The sequence below is a fragment of the Otariodibacter sp. genome, from assembly GCF_029256985.1.
GTDB lineage: Bacteria > Pseudomonadota > Gammaproteobacteria > Enterobacterales > Pasteurellaceae > Otariodibacter.
This window is the reverse complement of sequence record NZ_JARIDQ010000082.1, coordinates 1-2,987: the sequence shown is the minus strand read 5'-3', so window position 1 is coordinate 2,987 and position 2,987 is coordinate 1. Positions and strand designations below refer to the sequence as shown.

Below are 2,987 nucleotides of genomic sequence, written 5' to 3'. Positions count from 1 at the left end.
GTCTGATATTTTTCACGCAATTCTTTTGCAACTCTTGCAATGGCTTCGCCACTGCCAATGCCTTGTTGCATCAGTTTCTGAATTTTTTCAACAGCTTGCTGCTGTTGCTCATGAGTTAAGGAAAGTAAAATATTATCCATAATTATCCTATTAATATCTGATCAAAATCTAATGTATCCCATCCTAACAAGGATGAAACACTTTTCCAATTATCATCAAGCGGTGCTTTAATTGAAATTTTTTGCAATGTTTTAGGGTGCTTAAATACTAATTCATATGCATGTAAAAATAGTCTGCTATGGCCAATATTTGTAGCAAAAGCTCGATTTTGATGAAGATCGCCATAATTAGTATCACCAATAATAGGATGAAAAATGTGCTTTAGATGCCGTCTAAGCTGATGTTTCCTTCCTGTTTTTGGAGAAAGTTTGACTAAACTATAACGAGCTGTTGCAAACTTACCTGCTGGATAAGGCATTTCTGCTTGCTCCAATAACTGATAATCCGTAATTGCATCTTGAGGTTCTTTATCTTGTGAAAATTTATCTGCAATCTTATCTAATTTTACTTTAAGGGGATAATCGATTCTACCTGCTTGTTCCTTTAAATGACCTCTTACAATGGCAAGATATTGCTTTTCCATTTCGTGTTGTTCGAACAACAAGCTCATGATGCGAGCCATTTCGCTATTTAATGCAAATAACAATACCCCTGAAGTTGGTCGATCTAAACGATGAATTGGATAAACATGTTGTCCTATTTGATCTCGCAAAGTTTGCATGGCAAAAACTGTTTCATGTTTATCCAACCAACTACGATGCACGAGCATCCCTGCGGGTTTGTTAATCGCGATGAGATCTTCATCCTGATAAATAATCTCTAACATAAGATTAGTTAGCTTTTTAACAATTGTTCAAGCTTTAGTAATGGAGTATGCAAATCCATTAAATAAGCCTCTTCTTTTAATGCTTCTTCCAAATAAGGTGTAATCGCAAAATCTTTCGGTAAATCTGCATTAGCATCTAATAATGCATTCATTTTAGGAATAAAAATCCATTGTAACCATTGTGATGGAGAAAGGGCATTAACACAAAATGGATCAGTGCTTGCTAAAGCTTCTTCTGAAGGTGGAGTTGCTTCCCATAGATTATGTTTTTTCATTGCGGCTTCTACTTCATTGATATATTTTCTAGTTTCTTGTTTCATACTTTTCTCCGTTAAATTTTTGTGATAATAGCTATTTTATTAGCTTAGCGACTGAATATGGGGACTAAAGTTTATTTTTTCAACGATCGATTTAAAACATCTATTTTTTTACATAAAATCTATATTTTTCGATTGACATAGAAATCTAGACGTCTAGAATCCTAAACATCCATTTTATGTTAGTTAGGAATAGAGCTATGATAGAGCTGAAACAAATCAGCAAACAATTTGAGGTATCGGGAAAGATTATTACTGCATTGAATAATGTTGATCTCACCGTACCTAAAGGCACGATTTATGGGGTAATTGGTGCATCCGGTGCAGGGAAGAGTACACTAATCCGTTGTGTTAATTTACTTGAACGTCCAACATCAGGACAGGTCATTGTAGATGGTAAGGATCTTACTGCATTTTCAGAAAAAGAGCTGATTATTGCTCGCCGTGATATTGCGATGATCTTCCAACACTTTAACTTACTTTCATCAGCTACCGTATTTGAAAATATTGCATTACCATTAAAATTAAGTAATTCAAGCAAAGAACATATAGAAAAAAAAGTCAGTGAACTTTTAGGTTTAGTTGGTCTTGCAGATAAACGCGATGCTTATCCAAGCAATCTGTCAGGCGGACAAAAGCAACGAGTGGCAATTGCGAGAGCATTAGCTAATGATCCTAAAGTGTTACTTTGTGATGAAGCAACAAGTGCATTAGATCCTGCGACAACACAATCAATCTTACAATTATTAAAAAAAATTAATACAAGATTAGGCTTAACAATTTTGCTGATTACTCATGAAATGGACGTTGTTAAACGTATTTGTGATCGTGTTGCAGTTATTGATAAAGGGCAATTAATTGAAAGTGGTTCAGTAAGTGAAATTTTTTCAAATCCAAAAACTGAACTTGCTCAGCGTTTTATTCAATCTACATTTCATGTTGAATTACCTGCTGAATATAAGGAAAAACTCTCAGCTACACCAAGTGAAAAGAGTTTTCCTATTATTCAATTTGAATTCACTGGACAATCTGTTGATGCTCCGTTACTTTCTCATGCATCAAAAAAATTTGGCATTGATTTTAGTATATTCATTTCACAAATTGATTATGCAGGTGGCGTAAAATTTGGCTTTGTAATTGCGGAAGTTGAGGGAGAATCAGATGCTATTGCACAAGCAAAATCTTATTTAATTGACAACAATGTTAAAGTTGAGGTACTTGGCTATGTGGGCTGATATTTTAAATGAATTAACACCGAGAATATGGGAATTAGTAGCACAGTCCACGTTAGAAACAATTTATATGGGTTTCATCGGTACGCTTATGGCTGTGGTATTTGGGTTACCTATTGGGTTTTTAGCATTTTTAACTGGTAAAGGACAAATTTTAGAGCATAAAGCATCTCACCAAGTGTTAGATGTTATCATTAATATTGGACGCTCAATTCCGTTTATTATTTTACTTGTTATCTTATTACCTTTTACTCGATTAGTTGTTGGAACAACATTAGGTACAACTGCGGCAATCGTTCCATTAAGTATAACTGCGATTCCATTCTTTGCTCGTTTGACGGCTAATGCATTATTAGAAATTCCAAGTGGTTTAACTGAAGCTGCAAAATCAATGGGTGCAACAAATTGGCAAGTAGTAAATAAATTTTATTTGCCTGAATCTTTACCAATTTTAATCAATGGCATTACGCTAACCTTAGTTTCCCTTATAGGTTACTCTGCAATGGCTGGTGCTGTTGGAGGTGGTGGCTTGGGTAACCTTGCTATCAGTTA

5 protein-coding genes are annotated in these 2,987 nt (G+C 34.8%); 2 read left to right on the top strand and 3 right to left on the bottom strand.

Features of this window, described 5'->3' with window-relative positions; translation table 11 throughout:
* The 3 genes from Q1J40_RS08235 to Q1J40_RS08225 form a co-directional block, all read right to left on the bottom strand.
* Window positions 1-140, bottom strand: a 140-nt coding sequence (locus Q1J40_RS08235) for a YoaH family protein (RefSeq protein WP_301099651.1), incomplete at its 3' end; no start/stop codon positions are given.
* A gap of 2 nt (window positions 141-142) precedes the next feature.
* Window positions 143-886, bottom strand: coding sequence for a tRNA pseudouridine(65) synthase TruC (gene truC, locus Q1J40_RS08230; RefSeq protein WP_301099650.1), 744 nt, complete (start codon window positions 884-886; stop codon window positions 143-145).
* A gap of 8 nt (window positions 887-894) precedes the next feature.
* Window positions 895-1,206, bottom strand: coding sequence for a YqcC family protein (locus tag Q1J40_RS08225; protein WP_301099649.1), 312 nt, complete (start codon window positions 1,204-1,206; stop codon window positions 895-897).
* A 197-nt stretch (window positions 1,207-1,403) separates the two neighbouring features.
* On the opposite strand from Q1J40_RS08225, the gene metN reads away from it, so the two are divergent.
* Together metN and Q1J40_RS08215 are read left to right on the top strand one after the other, a co-directional pair.
* Complete coding sequence (gene metN, locus Q1J40_RS08220; protein ID WP_301099647.1) at window positions 1,404-2,438, top strand: methionine ABC transporter ATP-binding protein MetN; 1,035 nt, start codon at window positions 1,404-1,406, stop codon at window positions 2,436-2,438.
* Window positions 2,428-2,987: methionine ABC transporter permease (locus Q1J40_RS08215; protein WP_301099645.1), on the top strand; the 560-nt coding region annotated here is incomplete at its 3' end. The genes metN and Q1J40_RS08215, both read left to right, overlap by 11 nt.